The organism is Carbonatibacter coralli (assembly GCF_039592655.1).
GTDB lineage: Bacteria > Pseudomonadota > Alphaproteobacteria > Kiloniellales > Kiloniellaceae > Carbonatibacter > Carbonatibacter coralli.
In genome coordinates this window covers 211,597-228,840 of the sequence record NZ_JBBUTJ010000003.1, presented here as the reverse complement: position 1 = coordinate 228,840, position 17,244 = coordinate 211,597, and the positions used below count along the sequence as shown (strand labels likewise).

15 protein-coding genes are annotated in these 17,244 nt (G+C 53.4%); 7 read left to right on the top strand and 8 right to left on the bottom strand.

Going from position 1 to position 17,244, the window contains the following annotated elements; all coding sequences use genetic code 11:
* Nucleotides 1-81: 81 nt before the first annotated feature.
* Nucleotides 82-1,191 carry an S-(hydroxymethyl)glutathione dehydrogenase/class III alcohol dehydrogenase gene (locus AAAH10_RS09460; protein ID WP_343562867.1) on the bottom strand — a complete coding sequence of 370 codons (1,110 nt, stop codon included), beginning with the start codon at nucleotides 1,189-1,191 and terminating at the stop codon, nucleotides 82-84.
* A 366-nt stretch (nucleotides 1,192-1,557) separates the two neighbouring features.
* Between AAAH10_RS09460 and AAAH10_RS09455 the strand changes: the two genes are divergently transcribed.
* Together AAAH10_RS09455 and AAAH10_RS09450 are read left to right on the top strand one after the other, a co-directional pair.
* A complete protein-coding gene (locus tag AAAH10_RS09455) occupies nucleotides 1,558-2,379 on the top strand; it encodes an alpha/beta hydrolase (protein WP_343562865.1) in 822 nt (273 codons plus the stop codon).
* A gap of 24 nt (nucleotides 2,380-2,403) precedes the next feature.
* Nucleotides 2,404-3,189 (top strand): DUF4197 domain-containing protein, encoded by a 786-nt coding sequence (locus AAAH10_RS09450; protein ID WP_343562863.1) that lies wholly within the window; start codon nucleotides 2,404-2,406, stop codon nucleotides 3,187-3,189.
* Nucleotides 3,190-3,219: 30 nt separating this feature from the next.
* Here AAAH10_RS09450 and AAAH10_RS09445 read toward each other — a convergent pair whose 3' ends face one another.
* The 7 genes from AAAH10_RS09445 to AAAH10_RS09415 all read right to left on the bottom strand — a co-directional run bounded on the left by AAAH10_RS09445 (nucleotide 3,220) and on the right by AAAH10_RS09415 (nucleotide 11,137).
* Complete coding sequence (locus tag AAAH10_RS09445) at nucleotides 3,220-3,864, bottom strand: HAD family hydrolase (protein WP_343562862.1); 645 nt, start codon at nucleotides 3,862-3,864, stop codon at nucleotides 3,220-3,222.
* A complete protein-coding gene (locus tag AAAH10_RS09440) occupies nucleotides 3,861-4,328 on the bottom strand; it encodes an SRPBCC family protein (protein WP_343562860.1) in 468 nt (155 codons plus the stop codon). The genes AAAH10_RS09445 and AAAH10_RS09440 overlap by 4 nt, the downstream gene beginning before the upstream one ends.
* Nucleotides 4,329-4,448: 120 nt before the next feature.
* Nucleotides 4,449-5,813, bottom strand: a complete 1,365-nt coding sequence (locus AAAH10_RS09435; RefSeq protein ID WP_343562858.1) for a TRAP transporter large permease — start codon at nucleotides 5,811-5,813, stop codon at nucleotides 4,449-4,451.
* A complete protein-coding gene (locus AAAH10_RS09430) occupies nucleotides 5,813-6,352 on the bottom strand; it encodes a TRAP transporter small permease (protein ID WP_343562856.1) in 540 nt (179 codons plus the stop codon). The genes AAAH10_RS09435 and AAAH10_RS09430 overlap by 1 nt, the downstream gene beginning before the upstream one ends.
* Nucleotides 6,353-6,478: 126 nt before the next feature.
* On the bottom strand, nucleotides 6,479-7,474 hold the full coding sequence (locus tag AAAH10_RS09425) for a TRAP transporter substrate-binding protein (protein WP_343562854.1): 996 nt from the start codon (nucleotides 7,472-7,474) through the stop codon (nucleotides 6,479-6,481).
* Between the two features lie 239 nt (nucleotides 7,475-7,713).
* Nucleotides 7,714-9,135 carry a sigma-54-dependent transcriptional regulator gene (locus AAAH10_RS09420; protein ID WP_343562852.1) on the bottom strand — a complete coding sequence of 474 codons (1,422 nt, stop codon included), beginning with the start codon at nucleotides 9,133-9,135 and terminating at the stop codon, nucleotides 7,714-7,716.
* Nucleotides 9,128-11,137 (bottom strand): sensor histidine kinase, encoded by a 2,010-nt coding sequence (locus AAAH10_RS09415; RefSeq protein ID WP_343562850.1) that lies wholly within the window; start codon nucleotides 11,135-11,137, stop codon nucleotides 9,128-9,130. Before AAAH10_RS09415 ends, AAAH10_RS09420 begins: the two co-directional genes overlap by 8 nt.
* 391 nt (nucleotides 11,138-11,528) lie before the next feature.
* On the opposite strand from AAAH10_RS09415, the gene AAAH10_RS09410 reads away from it, so the two are divergent.
* The 5 genes from AAAH10_RS09410 to AAAH10_RS09390 all read left to right on the top strand — a co-directional run bounded on the left by AAAH10_RS09410 (nucleotide 11,529) and on the right by AAAH10_RS09390 (nucleotide 17,230).
* Nucleotides 11,529-12,965: a sodium:proton antiporter gene (locus AAAH10_RS09410; RefSeq protein ID WP_343562848.1), complete on the top strand. Its 1,437-nt coding sequence runs from the start codon at nucleotides 11,529-11,531 to the stop codon at nucleotides 12,963-12,965.
* Nucleotides 12,966-13,115: 150 nt separating this feature from the next.
* Nucleotides 13,116-14,432 carry a proline--tRNA ligase gene (gene proS, locus AAAH10_RS09405; RefSeq protein WP_343562846.1) on the top strand — a complete coding sequence of 439 codons (1,317 nt, stop codon included), beginning with the start codon at nucleotides 13,116-13,118 and terminating at the stop codon, nucleotides 14,430-14,432.
* A gap of 236 nt (nucleotides 14,433-14,668) precedes the next feature.
* Nucleotides 14,669-15,331 (top strand): peroxiredoxin, encoded by a 663-nt coding sequence (locus AAAH10_RS09400; protein WP_343562844.1) that lies wholly within the window; start codon nucleotides 14,669-14,671, stop codon nucleotides 15,329-15,331.
* A 208-nt stretch (nucleotides 15,332-15,539) separates the two neighbouring features.
* Nucleotides 15,540-16,091, top strand: a complete 552-nt coding sequence (locus AAAH10_RS09395; protein WP_343562842.1) for a TetR/AcrR family transcriptional regulator — start codon at nucleotides 15,540-15,542, stop codon at nucleotides 16,089-16,091.
* A gap of 35 nt (nucleotides 16,092-16,126) precedes the next feature.
* Complete coding sequence (locus tag AAAH10_RS09390; RefSeq protein WP_343562840.1) at nucleotides 16,127-17,230, top strand: mandelate racemase/muconate lactonizing enzyme family protein; 1,104 nt, start codon at nucleotides 16,127-16,129, stop codon at nucleotides 17,228-17,230.
* Nucleotides 17,231-17,244: the final 14 nt, after the last annotated feature.

The window sequence follows — 17,244 nt, the reverse complement described above, 5'->3', positions numbered from 1 at the left end:
TTTTTTTTTTTTTTCTATGTTTTTTTGGGGGGTGTTTTTTTTTGCCCGTGAAAAAAAAACCACGCTCCCTCTGAGCAGATTTTAGTAAAGCACGACAGAGCGGATGGATTCACCGCTGTGCATCAGATCGAAGGACTTGTTGATGTCGTCCAGCGGCATTGTGTGGGTGATGAGATCATCGATGTTGATCTTGCCATCCATGTACCAGTCAACAATTGTCGGAACATCTGTACGTCCGCGCGCACCACCAAAGGCTGTGCCTTTCCAGACACGTCCTGTGACCAGCTGGAACGGACGTGTTGAAATTTCCTGGCCGGCACCGGCCACACCAACGATGACAGAAACGCCCCAGCCCTTGTGGCAACACTCAAGAGCCTGACGCATGGTTGTTACGTTACCAATACATTCAAAGGAGTAATCTGCACCGCCATTTGTCAGATCCATGATGGCCTGTACGACATCACCGTCAATTTCCTTGGGATTGATGAAGTCGGTCATGCCGAACTTCTCAGCCAGGGCCTTGCGGTCGTTGTTCAGGTCAATGCCGATGATCTTGTCAGCGCCAACCATGCGCGCGCCCTGAATGACGTTCAGGCCGATCCCGCCGAGACCGAAGACAACGACATTGGAACCGGGCTCAACCTTGGCTGTGTTGACAACAGCACCGACACCCGTGGTGACACCACAGCCGATATAGCAAACCTTGTCGAAAGGTGCATCCTCGCGGATTTTCGCCAGCGCGATTTCAGGCAGAACGGTGTAGTTGGCAAAGGTGGAGCAGCCCATGTAATGGTGCAGCATCTTACCATCCATGGAGAAGCGGCTTGTGCCGTCAGGCATGAGGCCCTGGCCCTGTGTCGTGCGGATTTTCTGACAGAGGTTTGTTTTCGGGTTCAGGCAGTATTCGCACTCGCGGCATTCAGGCGTGTAGAGCGGAATAACGTGATCGCCCTTTTTCAGGGATGTGACACCGGGGCCCACGTCGACAACAACACCGGCACCTTCGTGCCCGAGGATTGTCGGAAAGAGACCTTCCGGATCAGCGCCGGACAATGTGAAGTAATCTGTGTGACAGATACCGGTTGCTTTAACTTCAACCAGAACCTCACCAAATTTTGGGCCTTCCAGTTGAACGGTTTCGACGGTGAGTGGCTTCCCAGCTCCCCAGGCTACGGCGGCGCGAACATCCATTGGGATTCTCCTTATTTGCCTATTTTGATTGTTATAACGGCGGTTCATCATATAGCAGTTTTTTACGGATTTGTGGACCTGTTGGCGGTTTTTGTCCAGCCCCGGAAAAGCTCTTTGCTGATGAAAAATGCTTTTTTTCCTTTTATGACTTAGCTCTGATCATGCCCGAACAAGATGACTTTATTTTGGGTTGTTCCGTCCCGCTTTTTCACATTCGCGTCATCATCCTGCTTTGTTCGCCGGACTTTTCCGATTCAGGTTGTCATCTGACGCAAAAAAGACAAAATGCTGAAGCACTCTGGCACCGACTCAACAGATTGGGATGGGGGGATGTCATTGACCAATCGTTTGAAGGGGAAAAGATTCTTGTCCTGGCTTTTGCTGCTACCGGCTTTGTATCTGCTTCTGGCGCTTGCGCTGTATCTTTACCAGGACCGTTTGCTGTATCCGGGTGGTCGCGAGCGACCTCCGCTGGAAAGCTACGAGTATATCGAAGGCAGTCAGAGGCTTTCTGAAGTCTCCCTTTTGCATTCCGGAAATGTAGAACTGGTTCACTGGTTTGCTCCACCGCGTGATCCGGCCAAGCCGATTGTCGTGTCCTTTCACGGCAATGCGGGACATACAGGCGACAGGCTCGAAAAGCTGGTCTGGCTGCTGGAACAGGGCTATGGCCTTTTCATGGTTGAATATCGCGGTTATGGCGGTATGCCGGGGCGGGCCAGCGAGGCCGTTTTTCGCGATGATGCGCTGACCGTTCTGGACTGGCTCGAGGAACAGGGGTATCCCGCCGGGCGTCTGGTGACCTATGGCGAATCACTTGGAACCGGCCTGGCGACATGGGTTGCGGCTCAGTTTCCCGTTCAGGCTGTTGTGCTGGAGGCACCTTATGATTCCATCCTGAGCCTTGGCATGCGTCGCTATGGCTTTTTTCCGGTGAAATGGTTGCTGCGCGACCACTGGAGAAGCGATGTCTGGGCCGCTGATGTGACAGCGCCTGTTTTGATACTTCATGGCTCAAGGGATCGCATTATTCCGATTGAGCATTCCCGTCATCTGTTTGAAGCCTTTGCCGGTCCCAAGCAGATGGAGGTTTTTGAAGAGGGGCAGCATATTGATCTCTATGATCATGGTGCTGAAGCGGTTGCAACCAAATTTCTGAACACGCACCTGAAAGCCTTTGCAGGCTGAAGACCGATAGAAAAAGAGAGTAGAATGAAACTGACCAAAACCGCCGTACTGTTTCTTGGCATCGCTTCCGTTTCGCTGACAGCCCCGGCCAGTGCACAAAGCTGGCTGAACAAGGGCCTTGATACCCTGGAAACCCTCTCGGGTTCGGATAACTCCGGGGAGAGTTCAGGGACTTCGTCTTCTGCAGGTTCCGTTCTGGGCGCAGCCCTGAGTGATGGCCAGATTGTTGACGGCCTCAAGCAGGCTCTGGAAGTTGGCACCGATACGGTTGTCAGCCAGATTGGTGTTGTCGGGGGCTATTTCAACGATGACAACATTCGCATTCCCCTGCCGGGATACTTACAGTCTGCCCAGAAGGTGATGCGTGTCACCGGTTTTGGCCAGTATGCGGATGAACTTGAACTGAAGATCAATGAAGCGGCTGAACGGGCTGCACCGGAGGCACGCGACCTGTTTGTTGACGCCATTTCAGGCATGTCGCTGGAAGATGCCCGCAACATTCTCAATGGTCCGGATGATGCGGCAACAGCCTATTTCCAGCGTGTCATGACGCCTGCGCTGACGGAACGTTTCACGCCGATTGTCGAGCAAAGTATGGCCGAGGTCGGTGTTGTTCAGGCCTATGATGAAATGACCGCAGCCTATCAGGCTGTTCCGCAGGTTCCCGATGTGAAAAGCGAACTGTCTTCCTATACCGTTTCCAAGGCTCTGGAAGGGCTGTTCTATTATGTGGCCGAGGAAGAAGCCAAAATCCGCGCCAACCCGGCAGCACGGACAACGGATCTTTTGAAGACTGTCTTTGGCAGTTAGGCTGATTGTGATCGCAGTTGGTTTATGACCTTATGACATAAGCGCTGCCAGACGGGAAATCCTGTCTGGCAGTGAGTCGTAATGGTCAAAATCGTGCGGGCAGTCCAGCGATGTCGGTCCGGAAGGATCAAAGACAAGGGGAAACATTCCCGCAGCCTGTGCGGCAATCAGGCCGGGTTCACTGTCCTCGATGACGAAACAGCGGTCCGGTGTGACTCTCATGCTTTCTGCTGCTGTCAGAAAAAGCTGTGGCTCGGGTTTCCAGGCCCTGACGTCATAGGCACTGAAAAGCCTGTCGGCAAAAAAGCGATCCAGCCCTGTGAGCTTCGTCAGACGCTCCAGCTTTTCCGTGGGCGCATTGGATGCCAGACAGATCGGGTAATCGGAGGAGAGTGTCTCCAGAGCTTCAAAAACGCCCGGAAAAACCTCCAGTTCGGTTTCATAGAGGCTGTTGAGGATCTCTCTGTATAGCGGCACGACCTGATCGGGAATGTCCTTGCCATAGCGGGAGGCCATGTCTGTGAAAATATCACTGACCTTGACGCCCCGATAACGTTTGGCCAGTTCGGTTTCGGATACCGGGAAGGGGCCGAGCAGCTGGACAAAGGCCTTTGCGCAAAGCTTTTCACTGTCCAGAAGCGTGCCGTCCATGTCGAAAATAATACCGATGGTCATGAGATGTTTTGCGCGTCTTTGAGTTCTGTCATCACGTTGTCCAGACGACTGAAAAAATCATTGGCCAGTCTGTCTGCTGTCTTGGTGACCAGTTTGGCTGCCAGCTGGGCGAGTGGGCCGTCAAGAGCACCGCTGGCCTGGAACGACAGTTCGGTCAGTCCCTGATCTGTTTCTGCCAGAGTGACACGGGCCCGGCCAGCGGCCATGTCTGCGAGCTTGCCGGTTCCCTTTGCTGTCATGACATAGCTGTCGGGTGCCTGAACCTCTGAAAGTGAAATATGGCTTTCCAGCCTGAGAGGCAGAATCCCCAGGCGAAACGAAAAAACAGCTCGAAAGTTTGTGTCATCAAGACGGAAGGCATCCTCGCACTTTGGAATGGCCTGCTTCAGGATTTCCGGATCGGTGATGGCGCGCCAGACCTGATCCTTGGGATGAGACAGAGTGTATTGACCAGTGTACTGCATGGATGCCTGTGCGTTCTTTTTGATGAAGTCCCATTCTATATAGGCGCAAGGTCAGGTGGAATCAAAAAAGGCTCTCGCATCTGTTTTGCGAGAGCCTTTTTACGGGAACCTGCGGATGGATTATTGCAGGCTGAGATCAGGACCGTAGACAAAATCCGGCAAGGTCGTTGAAATCGCAGGGATATAGGTCACGAGGATCAGGAAGACCAGCAGGATCATCAGCCAGGGCAGGGCGGCCTTGACCACGTTGAGGATCGACATGCCGGTAATTCCGGCCGTGACAAAGAGGTTGAGGCCGACCGGAGGTGTAATCAGGCCGATTTCCATGTTCACCACCATGATGATGCCGAGATGGATGGGATCAATACCCAGCTCCAGCGCAATCGGGAACAGGATAGGAGCCATGATCAGCAGGATCGCGGACGGTTCCATGAAGTTGCCGGCAACCAGCAGCAGGATGTTCACAACAATCAGGAACATCCAGGGTTCAAGACCGGCGTCCAGAATTGCGTTTGTAATGGTTTGCGGAATGCGCTCTGAAGTCAGAACGTGGGCAAAGAGCATTGCATTGGCAATGATGAACAGCAGCATGATGGTGACTTTTGCCGCTTCAAGAACTGTCCTGTGAATATCGGCATCAAAAATCGACTGGGGCAGAACTGTGATGTAATTCACAGCGCCAAGACCATCACGATCCTTGAGAGGCCCCATGTCACGGTAGACAAAGACAGCAATGAACCATGCGTAGACGGCTGCAACGGCTGCGGCTTCTGTCGGAGTGAAGATGCCGCCGTAGATGCCTCCCAGAATAATCACGATCAGGAGCAGTCCCCAAATGCCGTCCTTGAACGCTTCGCCCAGTTCGGCTGCCGTTGCCCGGGGCATGGAAGGCAGGTTTTTGATCCGTGCGGTAATGTAGATGCCAATCATGAGCATGACGCCGGCGATAATGCCGGGGATCACACCTGCCATGAACATGCGGCCAACGGAAACATCCGTTGCTGCGGCGTAGACAACCATGACAATTGAGGGCGGGATCAGAATGCCCAGTGTGCCGGAGTTGCAGATTACACCGGCTGCGAATTCCTTGGAGTAACCGGCCTTGACCATCCCGGCGATGACGATGCTCCCGATGGCGACCACGGTTGCCGGGGACGATCCGGAGACTGCGGCGAAGAGCATGCAGGCCAGAACGGAAGCCATGGCCAACCCGCCACGGAGGTGTCCGACCGTTGCTATTGCAAGACGGATCAAACGGCGTGCCACTCCGCCTGTGGAGAGAAAGGCGGATGACAGAATAAAGAAGGGAATGGCCAGCAGTGTGTAGTGCTCCATTGTCTCAAAGAGAGTCAGCGCAATGGAGGCCAGAGAATCGTTCGAGAAAAAGAGGATTGTGACAAGGCTCGCCAGTCCCAGGGAAACCGCGATCGGTGTGCCAATGAGCAAAAGAACGAAAAGCGTGATGAAGAGTGTTGCAATCGCCATTATTTCTCGTCCTCTTTTTTCTCATCCATGAAGCTGTCGATGGCTTCCTTGCTTTCATCTCCAAGGATGGAAACAGTTTTTTCATCAGCAATAATGTGCCACCCGGCCTGCAGAAGGCGGATGATCAGCAAACCGAAACCGACGGGAAGAATGGCGAGGGGAACCCATTGTGGAACTGGCAGATCCTCTGCCTCGATTCCAATGCGGAAAATTTTGTAGACGTAATCATAACCGCCATAGACCAGCAGACCGCCGTAGGTCAGACAGGCGAGTACGACCAGAATCCCGAACAGCTTTTGCCCTTTTCTGTTGAAGAGCTTTACAAAGGCGTCAACACCAATGTGTGCATGAACACGCACGCCATAGGAAATGCCGAAAAGCACCAGCCAGGCGAAGAAATAGGTTGTCAGTTCAAGAGCCCAGATGGCCCCGCTGTTGAAGATATAGCGCGCAACAACCTGTGAGAAGGTCACAAGCGTCATGGCTGCCAGCAGAAAGGAAATGAAGATTTCCTCTGCCTTGTGAAAAAGTAGGCTCATTTGAGAAGCTCCCCTGAAAGAGCGCACGTCCCTGCGAACACACGTTTTTTTGGGTGTCAGGTAATGTAGGAGATGTAGAAAAAGGGCAGGCTGTTCAACAAAGCCTGCCCTTTTGGTGCTCAAATCCTATTCGGACTGGTTGGATGCAATTGCAGCATCCAGAACATCCTGACCGATATCATCAAGAAACTTGTTCCAGACCGGAGCAACCGCTTCACGCCATGCAGCCTTTTGCTCTGGTGTCAGTTCACGGATGGTGCCGCCTGCTTTCAGGATCTTGTCCCGGTTTGCAAGGTTGATGGACTCGGAAATCGCATTCCGTTCCTGGGAAACTTCGCGCAGGATGCGCTCCAGATCGGTGCGGATGTCGTCCGGCAGGCCGTTCCAGAACTCGGCAGAGGTTACGACCATGTAGTCAAGGACACCGTGGTTGGACTCTGTGATGCCGTCCTGAACCTCGAAGAACTTCTTGGTGAAGATGTTTGACCAGGTGTTTTCCTGACCATCGACAACCCCCTGTTGCAGGGCGCCGTACACTTCAGAGAAGGCCATTTTCTGTGGGCTGCCGCCAAGCTGTTCGAACTGGGCAACCAGAACGTCGGAGGTCTGAACACGGAATTTCAGGCCATCGGCGTCTTCCGGTTTGATCAGGGGCTTGTTGGCAGACAGCTGTTTCATGCCGTTGTGCCAGAAGCCGAGACCCAGCAGGCCCTTGTCTTCCATAGCACGCAGCAGGTCCTGACCGGTTTCACTGGATTGGAAGCGGTCAACAGCCTGAATGTCGTCGAACAGGAACGGAAGATCGAAGACACGGTATTTTTTTGTAAACTTTTCAAACTTGGAGAGGGACGGAGCTGCCATTTGCAGGTCGCCCAGCAACAGTGCCTGAAGAGCCTTGTCGTCATTGTAAAGTGAAGAGTTCGGATAGACCTCGACAACAACCTTGCCGGCCATTTCCTCGTTCACACGATCAGCAAAAAGTTTTGCTGCCTCACCTTTGGGGTGACCGGTTTCCTTGGTCACGTGACTGAGTTTGATCACAATTGGCTCGGCTTGTGCAGCGCCAGCCATTGCAGACAGTGCCAGCGTTGCTGCTGTCACCATAGCCAGATATTTTTTCATTCTTGCCTCCACTAGGGGTAACCATGGCCTGTTTTCAGACTTCTTTGCCTGAGATCAGGCCTCTTTGCTTTCACATCCCTGAACCAGACAGACTGTCCGGGACAGGGATCATTCCTATAGAGCAAGGAACGGGCCAAAAGGAAAAGTGTTTTTTATGAGTGGTTTAGCGGGATGCGAAAGAAGGCTTTGAGCGGATTTATGCCGACAGGACGAGAGTGAATAAGCGGAAATCCGCCGATCTATCCTGTGTGCTCGTCCTTTAAAAAGCTGTCCCGTTTCAGGTCGTAGCGCTGCATTTTTTCATTGAGCGTCCTTCGGGGAACAGCCAGCTCTTCCATGACGGCTGAAATATTGCCTTTGTGTCTGATCAGGGAATCTTCGATCGTCCGTCTTTCAAAAAACTGAACCTGCTCCTGCAGGGAGCTCGATGTGTCCTGTTCGATCGGCAGTTTTTTGCCGAAGAGGATATCGGAGCGCTGTTCTTCGGGACGTGAGGACAGGAGGTAGCGTTCAGAAAAGTTCCTCAGCTCCCGGACATTGCCCGGCCAGTCGTAGTCCCGCAACTGTTGGAGAGTGCCTGACGAAATCTGTTCCGGCAAGGGGCGCCCGAAGGTTTCGCTGGCCAGACCGAGGAAATGTCTGAAGAGCAGAATGGCGTCGTCTCCCCGTTCGCGCAGGGGGACGATTGGAAGGAAGACGGTGGAAACCCTGTAGTAGAGGTCCTTGCGCAAGCGCCCGCTTGAAAGGGCATCCTGCGGGTCTTCCTGTATGGCCGCGACCAGTCGGAAGTTCAGGGTACGGGCCTTGTTGCTGCCCAGTGGTGTCACCTGTCGTTCTTCCAGAACGCGCAAGAGCTTGGCCTGGCTGTCCAGAGGCATGGAGGAAAGCTCATCAAGAAACAGGGTGCCTTCGTTTACGGCTTCCAGCTTGCCGATGCGTTTGCTGTGCGCTCCGGTAAAGGCGCCCTTTTCGTGCCCGAAGAGTTCACTTTCCAGCATTTGCTCGGGAATGGCCGCACAGTTCAGGGCGACAAAGGGACCATCAGCGTGTCGGGAGTGGGCGTGCAGGCTTTGGGCGACGACCTCCTTGCCTGATCCTGTTTCTCCCTGAAGAAGCACGGGGGCCATTGTCGGAGCAATGTCCATGATTTCTTCCTTGAGGAAACGCATGGGAACACTCTGGCCGATCAGACGGGCATCCAGACCTTCAGCGGCTGCGAGGGTCCTTCGCAGAGTACGGTTGCTGAGGACCAGAAGACGCTTTTCCAGTGCGCGTGAAATCTGTTCCAGCAGACGCTCCGGTTCGAAGGGCTTTTCAATAAAGTCGTAGGCTCCCTGTTTAAGGGCATTGACTGCCATGGGGACATCGCCGTGCCCGGTCATGAGAATAACCGGGAGGTCCTCGTCCATTTCCTGAAGTTGTTCGAGGAGCTGCAGGCCGGATGTTCCCGGCATTTTCACATCGGATACAAGGGTGACGTAGGCCTGTCTGAGCTCGGAGACGGGCCAGCTTTTCAAAAAGTGATCGGCCGAGGAAAAGGCTTCGACAGTGTAGTCGGAAAGTTCCAGCCACTGGCGGGTTGAATCCCGCAGGGACTGTTCATCATCAATCAGGATGACAACAGGGGAACGGGGAGAGGGCGTATCGGAGTGATCAGACATTTTGGTCGTGTTGTTCTTCTGGAGAGTGCAGGGGAAGGACGATTCTGAAGACAGCACCGCCGCTGCTGTGGTTTTCGGCTAGGATATCGCCCCTGAGATCCTTGACAATACCGTAACTGATCGAAAGGCCGAGGCCGACACCTTCGCCAACAGGCTTTGTTGTAAAAAAGGGGTCAAAAAGATTTTGTCTCGCCTCGTTGCTCAGGCCGGGGCCGTTGTCGCGAATGGTGATCTGGACCTGTTCCGGATCCTTCAGTTTCAGATTGACCCACACCTTTCTGTCCGTCTTTTCCTGAAGGGCGTCGATCGCATTCCTGATAACGTTGATAAAAACCTGTTCCAGCCGGACTTCATCCCCCAGAACGGTGACGGGTTCGCTGAGGGTTGACCCCGTATCCATCATGACAATCAACTGGGTGTCATTGTTGCGGGCATAGGGACTGATCAGGGAAAGGGCACGATCCAGGGGGATGTGCAGATCCACCGGACCGAAATGTGACGGGGCTTTTCTTGCAAAGGTTTTCAACTGACCGGTGATGGACCCCATCCGCTGTGTCAGATGCCTGATTTCCGAAACAGACTGAAGGGCGGTCTCGACACGGTCTTTTCTGAGTAACAGCTCTACAGAGGCAGCATAGTTCCGGATTGCAGCAAGGGGCTGGTTGATTTCGTGCGCAATGGCTGCTGACATCTGTCCGAGAGCGGCAAGCTTTCCGGTCTGGACAAGTCCTTCCTGGGTGTTGCGAAGTTCTTCCTCTGTCCGCTTTCGCTCCTCGATCTCCCTTTCAAGCCTTTGATTGATCCTGCGCACCTGTTCCGTTTCCTGTCTGGCGATCAGGGAAGCCCGTTTGAAGCGGCGGGCCCGGACAAAGAACAGAAGACTGAGAATGGCGATCAGGATCAAAACGGCGAAAAGACCTGTTCTGGCCGTTGATGCATCGATGGGTTTGACGGGGGAGGCATAGTGAAGGACCCAGCCTTTTGAACCGATCGGTCTGCTGTCCAGCAGGAAAGAGGACTTGTCGATCTGATAGAGGGTTGTCCTGTCCAGATAGCGTTTTGTTGTAACCGGCAGGGGAGACAGCGCTGCCTGACCATACTGCCGGAACGAGCGGATCAGGTTCTTTTGTTCATCATGCAGGGGAGTCAGTGTTTTGTAGAGCCAATCGGGATTGCTGGAGAGGAAAATGACGCCATAGGCATCTGTCATAAAGACGGTTTCCTCGCCCTGTTGCAGGAAATCCTGCAGGGAGGAAATGTCAACTTTGACAACTGTAACGCCAAGAATATAGGGGCGCGAGGAACTGTCGGCTTGCTCCTTTTCATAAACAGGGTGGGAAAAGTAAAAGCCCGGTGTCTTTGAAACGGCACCGACGGCAAAGAACTGTCCTTCCCGCCCTTTCATCGCATCCTTGAAAAAGGGTCTGTAGGAGTAGTTGTGACCAACAAAGCTCCGGTCCGTTTGCCAGTTGGAAGAGGCAAGAGTTGTACCGTTGGGTGACATGACATAAAGCGCGCTGCTCTTTGCCTTTCTGTTGGTGTCGTTCAGCAGGGAACTGACTGCAATGGAGCGTTCCGGCAAAAGGGAGAAGATTGAATCGGGAGAGGTGTTTTCCGGATGGTCCAGTCTGGTTTCCCCACGGCGAATGTCTTCGAGCAGGGAAATCACATCCTCGTTTCGCGAGAGGATATAGGGCAGATAGGTGTATTTGTTCAGGGTGTTCAGGAGGGCATCCTGATAGAAAACCAGTCGATGCTGCGCGCTTTGCCGGGTTTGCTGGACAGAGTCCAGCTTGACCCACTGGATCAGGGACCAGGTTGCAAAACCATAGAGAGCCAGAAGGGACAGCCAGATGACAATACGCCATGAACGCGCAGGTGGAATTCTGTCATTGGTCCTGCCCGTCTCCTGCTCGTTATGAGACTGTCCGGCTGGCTGCTCCCCGGGTTGGGATGCCTGTTCTGCTCCGGAATGATCTCGTTCAAAGGGTTCGGCTGTCATCAGGTGGGTTACTTTATTTCAAAACAATGAGCTTTTTAATTTAAATTCCCGATCACGAAGATATCAACGCCTAATAAAAAAACACGATATTACAAAGAGTTTCGGGGTTTTTGTACGATATTTCCAAAAGGGAAGCCTGCGTTCGTCATGAGTTTTCGACAAGGCTGGCTTGTGTTTCTTGCAGTTCCCCGTTAAAGAAAGGTAAAGATCCAGAGCGCTTTTTCGTGAAATCATTCTGTCACAAATATGGAATACATGGAAAGCGTGACAATAAAATAAGGCTGGTGTTTCAATGGCTTTTCGACTTGGGGCTTTCTGCCGGAGACCCTCTCTTTCTGGCAGTCCGTTGAGCGGGAATAGAATTTCCTTTCCATGTTTCTCCAAAGTTCTGATGGCTCTTGTCTTCGCGTTTGTTGCAGGTCCTGCAATGGCGGCGGGGGCAGGTGCGCCTCATCTTGAGGGTTCCGAACTTGGGCTGATCTGGGTTATCCCCTTTGCGGGGATGTTGCTGTCCATTGCGATCTTTCCTCTTATTGCGCCACATTTCTGGCATGACAATTTCGGAAAGATTTCTGCTTTCTGGGCTTTGATGTTCTTTGTGCCCTTTACCCTGCTCTTCGGATGGGAACTGGCTCTTTACGAGGCCCTGCATACTCTCATTGGCGAGTATATCCCCTTTATTATCCTGCTTTACAGTCTCTTTACCGTTGCGGGTGGTATTCGTGTGACGGGATCGCTGGTGGGAACGCCACAGCTCAATACAGGAATCCTTTTGATTGGAACAGTGATTGCCAGCTTCATGGGCACGACCGGGGCGGCGATGCTGCTGATCCGTCCGCTGCTGAGAGCCATCGAGGTGCGACGTCACAAGGTGCATGTGATTGTCTTCTTTATCTTCCTCGTGGCGAACATCGGGGGTTCCCTGTCTCCACTGGGTGATCCTCCGCTCTTCCTTGGTTTCCTGAAAGGGGTTTCTTTCTTCTGGCCAACCACGCATCTTTTTGTACCGATGGTTCTGGTGTCTGTCATCCTGCTGGTCCTGTTCTATGTTGTCGACAGCTGGCTTTACAGAAAAGAGGGCGGAAAGTTCGGTATTGATCAGCATACAAAAGAGATGGTTGCGCAGGGCAAGCTGGAGCAAACAGATGAAAAACTCGGACTGGAAGGAAGCTTCAACCTTCTGCTGCTCTGTGGTGTGATTGGCGGGGTTCTGCTCTCCGGTTTCTGGAAGCCGGGCGTTTCCTTTGAAATCTTCCACGTGCATGCCGAGCTTCAGAATATTGTGCGCGATGTGATCCTTCTGGCGCTGGCCTGGCTTTCTCTGCGTCTGACCAACGATGAAAGCCGTAAAAACAATGGCTTTAACTGGTTCCCCATTCTGGAGGTGGGCAAGCTCTTCATCGGTATCTTCGCAACAATTATTCCGGCGATTGCCATACTCAAGGCCGGAACAGACGGAGCGCTGGGAGCTGTTGTCAGTTCGGTCAGCACGGAAACGGGTGAGCCGATCAATCTCATGTACTTCTGGGCCACGGGTATTCTCTCCAGTTTCCTGGACAACGCGCCGACCTATCTGGTGTTCTTCAATACGGCGGGCGGCAATCCGGAAATGCTGATGGGGGATCTGTCCCAGACCCTGCTGGCAATCTCTGCCGGTGCGGTTTTCATGGGGGCCAACACCTACATTGGTAATGCGCCGAACTTTATGGTGCGTTCCATCGCGGAAGAGGGCGGTGTGAAAATGCCGAGCTTCTTTGGCTACATGATCTGGTCCGGCGGTATTCTGATCCCGATCTTTATTCTGATCAGCTTCATTTTCTTCATTTGATCTCCGGATAAAAGAACAGGGAAAAGCCCGGTGCCATAACGGTGTCGGGCTTTTCTTTTGTGCGCAGTACAGGGGCGATGGACAAAGTCCCGCTCTTTGCCTATAGAGGAAGGCAACAGATTGTCTTACAAAGCTCATCAGGACTGAACGATGCGTCTTTCCCAATACTTTATGCCCACCCTGAAGGAAAACCCCAAGGAGGCCCAGATTGTTTCTCACCGCTTTATGCTGCGTGCAGGAATGATCCGTCAGGCCAGCGCCGGAATCTATTCCTGGCTGCCACTGGGTCTTCGCGTTCTGCGGAAAATCGAAAACATCGTTCATGAAGAGCAGGAGCGCGCGGGTGCCCAGAACGTTCTGATGCCGACAATCCAGTCTGCCGACCTGTGGCGCGAGTCCGGTCGTTATGATGACTACGGTCGGGAAATGTTGCGTATCACCGACCGTCATGATCGCGACATGCTCTATGGTCCCACAAACGAGGAGCTGATCACCGATATCTTCCGTGGCTCGGTCAAGAGCTTCAAGGACCTGCCCAAGAACCTCTATCAGATCCAGTGGAAGTTCCGTGACGAGGTTCGCCCGCGTTTCGGTGTGATGCGTGGTCGCGAGTTCCTGATGAAGGACGGTTACTCCTTTGACATTGACTACGATGCGTCCCAGGCAACCTACAACCGCGTGTTTGTGTCCTATCTGCGGACCTTCACCCGCATGGGCCTGCGTGCGATCCCGATGGCGGCGGATACAGGACCGATTGGCGGCAAGCTGTCCCACGAGTTCATCATTCTGGCCGACACTGGCGAGAGTGAGGTCTTCTGTCACGAAGACTATCTGAGCAAGCCTGTTCCGGGTGCGGATGTGGATTACAACGGTGATCTGCAGTCCATCGTTGATGACTGGACAAATGAATACGCAACGACAGACGAGATGTTTGACGAGGACGGCTGGAATGCTGTTCCGGCAGACAAGCAGATGAAACGTCGCGGGATCGAGGTCGGGCACATCTTCCACTTCGGTACAAAGTACTCCGAGCCGATGAACGCTGTTGTGTCCAACTCCGAAGGTGCACAGGTTCCTGTCTACATGGGATCCTACGGTATCGGTGTCTCCCGTCTGCTGGGTGCAATCATCGAGGCTTCTCACGACGAGAACGGCATTATCTGGCCGGAAGCGGTTGCGCCTTACAAGGTTGGTCTGATCAACCTGCGCACGCAGGACGAGGACTGCACAAAAGCCTGCGATGATCTCTATGGCAAGCTGCAGAGCGCCGGTGTTGAGGTGCTGTATGATGATCGTGACGGTGGTGCGGGTGCCAAGTTCGCCGACATGGACCTCATTGGTCTGCCATGGCAGCTGGTTGTCGGTCCACGCGGGCTGAAGAACGGTGTGGTTGAACTGAAGAACCGTGCCTCCGGTGAGAAGGTCGAGTTGTCTATCGAAGATGCACTGGCAAAACTGGTTGGTTAGCCTCCCGTTTGTTTGCCGGAAAAGCGACAGGATGAAGCCGGAGCTTGAGTGCTCCGGCTTTTTTGTTGCCCGGGGAGGAGGTCGCATCCGAAAATATCTATTCATTTATGTTTTTGAATGCTTTATCAATTTGTCCTATGGCTTTCGTCACTTTGAAATAAAAAGATCTGTAGCACTTGTGGTAGCCTGTGCGGATACCCAGATCTTGTTCTGAATTCATGAAAAGGAGAATGGCTGTGTCTTTGAGAATCAATGATGTTGCTCCGGATTTTACGGCGGATACAACAGAGGGAAAGATTTCCTTCCACGACTGGATTGGGGACGGCTGGGCTATCCTCTTTTCTCACCCCAAGAACTTTACACCTGTCTGCACCACTGAACTGGGTTACATGGCGGGACTGGAAAAGCAGTTTGCCGCGCGCAACTGCAAGATCATCGGCCTGTCTGTTGATCCGGTAGAAAGCCACGAGGGCTGGGTTGGTGACATCGAGGAAACACAGGGCAACAAGGTGACCTATCCGATGATCGGTGATCCGAACCTTGAGGTTTCCAAGCTCTACAACATGCTGCCTGCTTCCGAAGAGGGGACATCAGAAGGGCGCACAGCCATGACCAACGCCACAGTGCGCTCGGTCTTCATGATTGGCCCGGACAAGAAAATCAAAATGATGATGACCTATCCGATGAGCACAGGCCGGAATTTTGATGAAGTGATGCGGGTTCTCGAAAGCTGCCAGATGACTGCGGAACACCAGGTTGCGACACCTGTGAACTGGAAATCCGGTGAGGATGTGATCATTGTTCCGGCCGTTTCCAACGAGGAAGCTGCGAAGAAATATCCGGAAGGCTGGCGTGAGTTGAAGCCATACCTGCGCTATGTACCGGACCCGACAAAGTAAGTCCGGTATCCTGCAAAGCATAAAAGGCAGAGGTTTTTGACCTCTGCCTTTTTTCTTTCTGCCCACTGGGCAGTGCGGAACCGGGGTGTCTCTTTTTGATGAGACTTCCTGTTTATGTATACATAAAAAATACATTTTGTCTCCCCTGAGAATGCCAGGGCCGTTTTTTGAACAGTCGGGGTAGAGTGATCATTCTACCCTGTTGGTTATGACAGACACAAAACAGCAGATTGCGAAAAAGCTATATTATCTTTTTATCGGGACAGGCTTTGCGACCCAGGGGGTGGAAGCCCTGCGGGCAGAGGCAGATGTCTCCCTGCGGACGCTCTACAAGTACTATCCGTCCCGCGAAGCCATGATCATTGGTGCGCTGGAATACCGGGAAGGGCTTTATTGGGACTGGATTGAGGAAGGCCCGGAAAACGGGGTGGATCATCTGCTCTATCCGCTGGTGCGGTTGGGAGACTGGCTGGAGCAGGTCGGAAATACAGGCTGTCTTTTCATGAACGCCCTGTCGACCTACCCGGAGAGTGAGGCCATTCGCAAAGCTGTGGAAGCACACAAGGAACGCCTGAGGAATGTCTTTGTCAGGCGCCTTGAAACCGTTGCGCCTGATTGTGAGGTCGGGGCTTTGGCTGACAGGCTTTTTCTCTTGCACGAAGGGCTGACGGATGTGGCTCGCTTGCGGGGTGTACAGACCTCGACAGCAGCAGCACTGGAGGCAGCCCGGGCGCTGCTGGCCCGTGAAGGCATACACTGAATTCTTATACTCAACAGGGAAAAGTGGAGGCGCAGATGCGCATCAAGGAAATCCATATCTATCAACATGATCTGCCGGTCAGGAATGGCCCCTATACCATGGCGAATGCCGAGGTCTGGGCTCTGGACACGACCCTGGTCAAAATCGTGTCTGACAGCGGTGTTGTTGGCTGGGGTGAAACCTGTCCGGTCGGGCCGACCTATGCCGAAGCGCATGCTGGTGGTGCACGGGCTGCCCTGCTGGAAATGGCGCCGGGGCTTGTCGGTGCGGAAATGCAGCCACTCGCCATGCGTCGCAAGATGAACAGTCTGCTTAACGGACACAACTACGCCAAGGCCGCTGTGGATATTGCAACGCATGATGCCATCGGCAAGGCTCTGGGTGTGAATGTTGCCGATCTGCTGGGTGGGGCTGTGACTGACCGTGTTCCGTCCTATTATGCAACCGGGGTCGGAGCACCGGATGATATTGCCCGTCTGGCGAGGGAGAAAATGGATGAAGGTTATCCGCGCCTCCAGATCAAGGTGGGGGGACGTCCGGTGGAACTGGATATCGAAACCATCCTGAAGGTTTGGGAGGTTGTTAAAGGCTCCGGTATGCGTCTGGCGGTTGATGGCAACCGGGGCTGGACAACGCGCGATGCCCTGCGTGTCAGCCGTGAATGTCCCCATGTGCCATTTATTATGGAACAGCCCTGCAACACCATTGAAGACCTGAAAAAAATTCGGGGACAGGTCTCTCACGGGATTTACATGGACGAAAACTCTGTGGATTTGAACACCGTGATCTCTGCAGCGGGAACAGGCTTGGTGGATGGTTTTGGCATGAAGCTGACGCGTATTGGCGGATTGCAACAGATGATGGCATTCCGTGACATTTGCGAAGCGCGCAACCTGCCACACACCTGTGATGATTCCTGGGGAGGGGACATTATTGCTGCGGCCTGCACACAGATCGGTTCAACGGTGCGTCCACAGCTTCTTGAAGGGGTCTGGCTTGCGGCGCCCTATATCGAAGGCAACTATGACAGCCAGAATGGCATTTCCATCGAGGGTGGACATATCAGACGCCCCACAGGACCGGGCCTCGGGATCATTCCTGACGAAAGCCTCTTTGGCGGCCCGCTTGCCTCGTTCTAAAAGGGAGAATTCAA

What these genes read in the sequence shown, in the direction of transcription:
- AAAH10_RS09425 (WP_343562854.1), bottom strand. Translation starts at nt 7,474, where the DNA reads ATGAAAAAATATCTGGCTATGGTGACAGCAGCAACGCTGGCACTGTCT.
- AAAH10_RS09435 (WP_343562858.1), bottom strand. Translation starts at nt 5,813, where the DNA reads ATGGCGATTGCAACACTCTTCATCACGCTTTTCGTTCTTTTGCTCATT.
- AAAH10_RS09395 (WP_343562842.1), top strand. Translation starts at nt 15,540, where the DNA reads ATGACAGACACAAAACAGCAGATTGCGAAAAAGCTATATTATCTTTTT.
- AAAH10_RS09450 (WP_343562863.1), top strand. Translation starts at nt 2,404, where the DNA reads ATGAAACTGACCAAAACCGCCGTACTGTTTCTTGGCATCGCTTCCGTT.
- AAAH10_RS09445 (WP_343562862.1), bottom strand. Translation starts at nt 3,864, where the DNA reads ATGACCATCGGTATTATTTTCGACATGGACGGCACGCTTCTGGACAGT.
- AAAH10_RS09410 (WP_343562848.1), top strand. Translation starts at nt 11,529, where the DNA reads ATGGCTCTTGTCTTCGCGTTTGTTGCAGGTCCTGCAATGGCGGCGGGG.
- AAAH10_RS09420 (WP_343562852.1), bottom strand. Translation starts at nt 9,135, where the DNA reads ATGTCTGATCACTCCGATACGCCCTCTCCCCGTTCCCCTGTTGTCATC.
- AAAH10_RS09415 (WP_343562850.1), bottom strand. Translation starts at nt 11,137, where the DNA reads ATGACAGCCGAACCCTTTGAACGAGATCATTCCGGAGCAGAACAGGCA.
- AAAH10_RS09440 (WP_343562860.1), bottom strand. Translation starts at nt 4,328, where the DNA reads ATGCAGTACACTGGTCAATACACTCTGTCTCATCCCAAGGATCAGGTC.
- proS (WP_343562846.1), top strand. Translation starts at nt 13,116, where the DNA reads ATGCGTCTTTCCCAATACTTTATGCCCACCCTGAAGGAAAACCCCAAG.
- AAAH10_RS09460 (WP_343562867.1), bottom strand. Translation starts at nt 1,191, where the DNA reads ATGGATGTTCGCGCCGCCGTAGCCTGGGGAGCTGGGAAGCCACTCACC.
- AAAH10_RS09430 (WP_343562856.1), bottom strand. Translation starts at nt 6,352, where the DNA reads ATGAGCCTACTTTTTCACAAGGCAGAGGAAATCTTCATTTCCTTTCTG.
- AAAH10_RS09390 (WP_343562840.1), top strand. Translation starts at nt 16,127, where the DNA reads ATGCGCATCAAGGAAATCCATATCTATCAACATGATCTGCCGGTCAGG.